Genomic DNA, 6,165 nt, shown 5'->3' on the forward strand with positions numbered 1-6,165 from the left:
AGGCCACTGTGCGTGCTTCAAGGTCTACTTCATAGCGCACGACTCCAGCCAGCCAGGTCGCATCCAGAAACTGCGGAAATGTACTTTCACCAGCCTGATCCACGCGTAGCGCCTTGATTATGGCCTGTTCGTCGAACGTAGGGACATCGACAGCGCCGTTGACCAAAGGTGAGCCCTGCATGACGACTGGTCCTTCCCCGGTTAAGTAGAGGCTCTGGCAGGATGGTAGCGACCAGACATTGCGGGTCACGCCTGCCTTTCGAAGAACTTCGGCCAGGTATGGGAAGCCACCCACACGGGGACGGTTTGCCAGTGCGAATTTCGTGGCTTCTATTAGGTTTTCGATTGCTTTGCTCATCAGCTTCTCCTATTCGGTTGGGACATCGTAGATGTGGTTGTGCTTTGCAAGTTTGATAAGCAGTTCCCGCAGAATGCTCTTCTCTCTTGCAGTCAGACAATCGAAGTAGTCTGCATCGTTTTGGTCGGCAATCTCTGCAAGAACGGGAAGGCTCCGCTGTCCTGCCGAGGTAAGGGACAGCAAACGGAACCGGCTGTCACCCTCCTTAGTCTCCGTTTCGAGCCAGCCCTTCGTATCGAGTTTGTCTACGATTTTGGAAACTGCGCCACGAGTTAACCCCAAGCTATCGGCTAACTCGCTTGGAGAAGCTTGTCCGCGTTCGTAAAGTTCACGCAGTAGTACCCATTCCGCGACGGAAGTCTGTTTCTCCTGAAGGGCGCGGGCGAACGATCCTGATACTGCATTGGAGACGCGTCTGAGCCAGTAGCCCAGGTGGCTCTCAAGCTGGGATAGGCGCGAATTCACCCGCGATATTGTTTCCATGGAAATCACTATAGTATCCGTGGAAACTATCTGTCAAGACGGCCCGCCTCGATCTCCTAACAACGCCCTTGTGGGAAGTTGGAACGCCGCAGGCAGCAAAGGGGAAAAGTGCAGGAGCGGGAACGAGGCTGTTATGAAACTTGTCACCAATCCGATCCGCAAGTCGAGAGAACAACTTTCCCAACTGAAGAGCCGCCCGGAGGCCTGTCGGTGTGCCGCTCCGCAATCGTCTATCCTAGTGATAGCCGACATGATGCCTTCATTCGCGCTGCTTAGCGCACTTGTCACACTCGGTGCTCTCTTCAGCTTCCTCAGTTATCGGGTACTTCGCTTGCCAACAAGTATCGGGACGATGGTCCTGTCTTTGGCTGCGGCCTGCGCTCTCATTGTGGGCGGGCACACTGTCCCAGCACTTCAGGCGAGCGCTCATCTGCTGGTATCCGGAATCGACTTCAATCAGGCGGTCCTCCACGGCATGCTGGCATTCCTTCTATTCGCTGGAGCGCTGCAACTTGATCTCAAGCAGCTCGGACGTGAACGCGTATCTGTACTCAGTTTGGCTATTTTCGCCACCGCGATTTCGACGGTCATCGTCGGATTCCTATTCAAAACGAGTTTGCACCTCGCAAGCATCCCGATCAGTTGGACGGAAGCACTTCTGTTTGGGGCATTGATTTCGCCCACCGATCCAATTGCGGTGCTGGATATGCTGCAGCGCGTGGGTGCTTCGCCAGAACTGAAGATCCAGCTTGCGGGTGAGTCGTTGTTCAACGACGGAGTTGGTGCCGTGATTTTCGTCGCGCTTCTAGGGGCTTCCGCTAAGGGATCGGGGCACGGCAGTTTGCCTTCCCCTGYGACGTTTGGAGCCCTGTTGCTCGGAGAGGCAGGCGGAGGTATCGCGCTGGGAATGGCACTCGGATATCTCACATACCGCCTTATCCGGATGGTCGATAGCTATCGGGTTGAAGTCATGCTTACGCTTGCTCTGGCGATGGGAGGTTACGTCCTAGCCGACAACCTTCATCTTTCGGCTCCTCTTGAAGCTGTTGCCGCTGGGCTTATGGTCAGCGGGACTGCACGGCGCTTCGCGATGTCTCCGACCACCCGAGATCACCTTGAGAAGTTTTGGGAATTGATCGACGACATTATGAATGTCGTGCTCTTTCTCTTGTTGGGCCTACAGCTACTCATACTTCCTCTCAGCTTTTCTCTGCTAACGGCAGGATTGATCGCAATTCCCGTAGTGCTCATTGCACGTTTCGCCAGCGTAACCGCGGTAGTACGCACACTCGCGGTTTGTCGTCAGAGAGTGACTGGCAATGTGACGATATTGACTTGGGGAGGGCTTCGAGGGGCGCTGGCAGTTGCTCTTGCCCTCTCGCTTCCGCAGGAACCTGCTGGAGAACGCAACTTGCTGTTGGCCGCGACTTACATCACGGTAGTGTTCTCTATTTTGGTGCAGGGCTTGACGATCTCGCCTCTCCTCCGGCGGATGCACGGACGCTTAGGCAATGTCTCGTGCTGAACATCACGATCTACTCAAGACGTCCGATCTTTTAAACAGGTAAGGATGAGACGATGTCCTCGTAATCGCGAGGACATCGTCGCTTATGGCCTATATACAAGGTGAAGGACGCAAACAGTCCACACTCTTTCCTGTTGTCTTGGACGACCTAGTCCCGGCAAACCATGTCTGCCGAGTAATCGACGCATTTGTCGAGAAGCTCGACATGGCTCAACTGGGTTTCGAGCGGGCACAGCCCGCTGCGACCGGACGGCCCGGATACGATCCTCGCGCACTCTTGAAGCTTTATATTTATGGGTATCTGAACCAACTGCGTTCCTCCAGGCGTTTAGAAGCTGAATGCCGACGCAATGTGGAACTCATGTGGCTCTTAGAGCGACTCTACCCAGATTACAAGTCGATTGCCGAGTTTCGGCGCATGCATCAGGAGAGCGTCACGTCTGCTGGGGCGGAACTTGTACGATTGGCGAAAGGTTGTGGTCTTATTCGTGGAGAATGGATAGCGATCGATGGAAGCAAGTTCCGGGCAGTGGCGAGCATTGACAGTGCCCGCGAGCGATTTCAGTTGCAGCGATACCTTGACGGCATGGAGAAAGCGGACAGTGAGCACCATGGAGAAGTTGACGCTTCAGGGGTGCAGGCTGCGCTGGATAAGCTGAAGGAACATCCTGAGCCGGAAGCAAACTTCATGCTTATGAGGGGTGCAACCRCACCTGCGTATAACGTCCAAACCGCTGTCGATGCGGAGCACGCTGTCATCGTGACGCATTCTGTAGTATTGGACGCCGCTGATAATCGCCAGTTGCAACCAATGGTTGAGGCGGCAGCAAGGGCTTTGAATCTGGAGAGCTTCCATGTGACGGCTGATGCCGGTTATTCCAATGGAAAGCAAGCCGCAGAATGCGAGCAGAAAGGGTTTGAGCTACACATCCCAACTGCACGTAACGTGCATACAAGAAGCGGCGGACTCTTCTACTCCCGCGAACACTTTCAGTACCAGGCGGCCTCTGACACATACACTTGTCCTGCTGGCAAAACTCTTCGCAGAAAACGGACGCGGCCGAAGGAGCTTGATATCGTCTATCGAGCTGCTAGTGCCGATTGCTCGACATGTTCCTTGAAGTCAAACTGCACTCTTGCAGCGCAACGATCCTTCACTCGCCACTTGCACGAAGAAACGTTGCTCCGCATGCAAGAGCGTGCAACTCCGGCGGCCATGAGACTTCGAAGATCAACTGTAGAACACCCTTTCGCAACGATGAAGTATCGAATTTTCGGACATCCGAGACTGCTCTTACGCGGCCTAAAGGGTGCCCGGATTGAGATTGGACTTGCAACGATGGCCTATAACCTCAAACGTATGGTGCAGGTTGCCGGGGTTCATGCCCTGATCGGGTCAATCCAGAAGCTCTGAGCGCCCAACTCAGAGTTCAGGGACCACCTCAGCTCCACTGGAATCACTTGTCGCGAAAGCTTTGGCGAGTTTGGTAACAACCTCGGAACGTCTTCCTGCCGCGCAGCCGGCGAGCGAGGGCCGGAGCCGAAGCGGGATGATGGTCGCAGGAAGAAACCGAAGCGGTGTCTTCCTGCGCGAGTTTAGGCAGCAAAAAATAGAGGCGGCAGGTTCGCCGCCCCTCGAAAGTTGTGACGTTAGGCCGCTTTCTTGGCCTTAGGGGCCGGTTTGGCGGCAGGCCCAACTTCCTTCTTCGCCTTGGCCTTCGCAGCAAACTCCTGCTTCACCCTCTGACCGATGGCCTCGGTGTCTACCTTGTACAACGCAGCGGCATCCTTGAGGACACTCGTTCCGTTGTGACGGGACGCAGCGAGAAGGATGATGGCCTCGACTATAAGCCGGGACAACGTACCTTCGTCGGCGCGGCGCATGAAAGCTATCAGCGTTTTTGCAGCGCCTCCTTCGTCACGCTTTTGGCGGATGCCATGCTGTCGCGCCAGCATCTCGATGCGCGACTCATCCAAGATGCTGACCAACTTTTCCAGCACGAAAAGGAGGTCACGCTTGAGCAACCGCACCGGAACGGCGGCACCGATGGCTGAGAGGACGCGCAGCCCGGTTGCGTTGGCGATAGCTTGTTCACGGCGTTGCTTGTCCTGCTCGGCCTTCCACTTGGCCTCATCCCGTCCGCTGGTTTGCTTGGGATGATGTACCGGGCAGTTCATGTTGGCGCATACCTTGTGGATGGTGCCGACATCGCTGCCTTCGGTGATGATGGCCTCCGTGGTGTACTTGCATTCCTTGTATTCAGGACGCTTCGCCTCGTCCTTCGATGCAGGGCGTTCGTCTCGAATCGCGGTGTACTTATTGCGTGGCAGGACGGTGCTGCCTTCCTGCTGCACACCGTACGCGGTGCTGATCTGTACCAGCTCCGGTTTTGCGGCGATGGCCTTGGCGACGTGTGCGTCTACTTTGGCCTGAYAGCAAGTTGGGTCGGTGCACTGGTCACCCTGCTTGCCGAGATCATCCCCGAAGAGCAACTTGTTGTGGCCTGTGCGCTTGGGGCAGTCGGCGCAACTGCCAGCGGTCGGAACAAGCTGCGCATCGCGCTTATTGAACGGCGCATCCTTGAGGATGAGCAAGACGTTGGTTGCAATCCAGAACTGAAGATTGCGGACAGGCAGAAGAACGCGGGTGGGCTTGTCGCCGCCGTTGTAGACCTCTTTGAAGCACGCGAGAAGCGCGGGTGACTGTTGCTCTGGTGGCAGCTTCGCCAGCAAGAGCGCATGACCAACGCCGATGTGATCTTGGTAGAACGCGGCGGCTGCCTCATCGCACAGGTCGGTGAGTTTTAGGCGAGTGGTGATGTAGGCAGGGGTCTTGCCGACCTTCGCGGCGATTTGCTCGACGGTGTAGGTCGGCTCTGCGAGAGACAAGAGGCGTTTGTATCCCTCGGCTTCTTCCATTGGGTGCACATCGCGGCGTTGCAAGTTCTCAACGAGTTGCGCCTCCAACACCTCCGCGTCGCTCATCTCGCGCACAAGGGCAGGAATGGTTTCTTTCCCGGCCAGTAACGAGGCGCGATAGCGTCGTTCGCCAAAGACGATCTCCAAGCCGTGCTCCCTGGGGCGGGCGAGGATAGCCTGATAGACGCCGGACTTACGAATCGTTTCCGACAGTTCTTTGAGGTCTTCTTCATTGAAGTGCTGGCGTGGGTTGGTGCTCGACGGCGTGAGAAGTGAGAGTGGGACTTCCTGCGCTACTACGTTGGGTGTGATGGTTTGGGTCTGCATGATGAAAAGCTCCTTTTTGTAGGGTTAGGGCTGAGGTCATAGAGCGGTAGGGTCGAACTGGCTCCGCTCCAAGATGAGCGGACTAGCCGACGATGCACTTGTCCGTGAACACGTCCGCGAAGCCCTGCTGTCGCAGGTTGTAGTCCCACGTCTTCGCGAAACTCTCGTGCTGTGCGTGTAGCTGCGGGTGAAAACAATAGTTGCCGTCGCGGATGAAGCGGCTCCACTGCTCGATGGCTACATAGTCATTTCGCCAACAGAACGGATTGAGGTGAGCGCCACCGGCGAGGCCAAGCTCGAAGCACATCTCCGGGTCGCGCATGAGGTCGCCGTTCTGTTCGCCGTAGTGAGCGACGGAGATAGAGGGCAGACCACATGGGCCAGACTCGTCCACCGCTTCAATGACAAGCTCCGTGTACGGCGCGTTTTCGATTTTGAGATAGAGGCCGAGTCGCCAACCTCCGGCCTTCTGCAAGATGGCGAGGATGGTTTTCATGCCGCCACCTCTTCCGGCGGTACTGCGGTGGAAGGTTCGCTGTCCTCGGCTGCAACG

Annotated in this window: 6 protein-coding genes; 2 read left to right on the plus strand and 4 right to left on the minus strand. The window is 56.3% G+C overall.

Annotated elements, in window-relative coordinates:
* Together AB4043_RS11185 and AB4043_RS11190 are read right to left on the minus strand one after the other, a co-directional pair.
* Positions 1-358 (minus strand): hypothetical protein (locus tag AB4043_RS11185; protein WP_442307073.1); only part of this gene is annotated, 358 nt, incomplete at its 3' end.
* A gap of 9 nt (positions 359-367) precedes the next feature.
* On the minus strand, positions 368-841 hold the full coding sequence (locus tag AB4043_RS11190; RefSeq protein ID WP_442299868.1) for a MarR family winged helix-turn-helix transcriptional regulator: 474 nt from the start codon (positions 839-841) through the stop codon (positions 368-370).
* 133 nt (positions 842-974) lie between these two features.
* Here AB4043_RS11190 and AB4043_RS11195 point away from each other — a divergent pair, with 133 nt between their 5' ends.
* Both AB4043_RS11195 and AB4043_RS11200 read left to right on the plus strand, forming a co-directional pair.
* Positions 975-2,366: a cation:proton antiporter gene (locus AB4043_RS11195; RefSeq protein ID WP_442307074.1), complete on the plus strand. Its 1,392-nt coding sequence runs from the start codon at positions 975-977 to the stop codon at positions 2,364-2,366.
* An 85-nt stretch (positions 2,367-2,451) separates the two neighbouring features.
* Positions 2,452-3,780, plus strand: a complete 1,329-nt coding sequence (locus tag AB4043_RS11200) for a transposase (protein ID WP_442307075.1) — start codon at positions 2,452-2,454, stop codon at positions 3,778-3,780.
* A gap of 236 nt (positions 3,781-4,016) precedes the next feature.
* Here AB4043_RS11200 and AB4043_RS11205 read toward each other — a convergent pair whose 3' ends face one another.
* Together AB4043_RS11205 and AB4043_RS11210 are read right to left on the minus strand one after the other, a co-directional pair.
* Complete coding sequence (locus tag AB4043_RS11205; RefSeq protein WP_442307076.1) at positions 4,017-5,612, minus strand: ParB/RepB/Spo0J family partition protein; 1,596 nt, start codon at positions 5,610-5,612, stop codon at positions 4,017-4,019.
* Positions 5,613-5,694: 82 nt separating this feature from the next.
* Positions 5,695-6,108, minus strand: a complete 414-nt coding sequence (locus AB4043_RS11210) for a DUF6908 domain-containing protein (RefSeq protein WP_442299661.1) — start codon at positions 6,106-6,108, stop codon at positions 5,695-5,697.
* Positions 6,109-6,165 lie beyond the last annotated feature (57 nt).

The sequence above is a fragment of the Terriglobus sp. YAF25 genome (assembly GCF_052113305.1).
GTDB lineage: Bacteria > Acidobacteriota > Terriglobia > Terriglobales > Acidobacteriaceae > Terriglobus.

What these genes read in the sequence shown, in the direction of transcription:
- AB4043_RS11190 (WP_442299868.1), bottom strand. Translation starts at nt 841, where the DNA reads ATGGAAACAATATCGCGGGTGAATTCGCGCCTATCCCAGCTTGAGAGC.
- AB4043_RS11210 (WP_442299661.1), bottom strand. Translation starts at nt 6,108, where the DNA reads ATGAAAACCATCCTCGCCATCTTGCAGAAGGCCGGAGGTTGGCGACTC.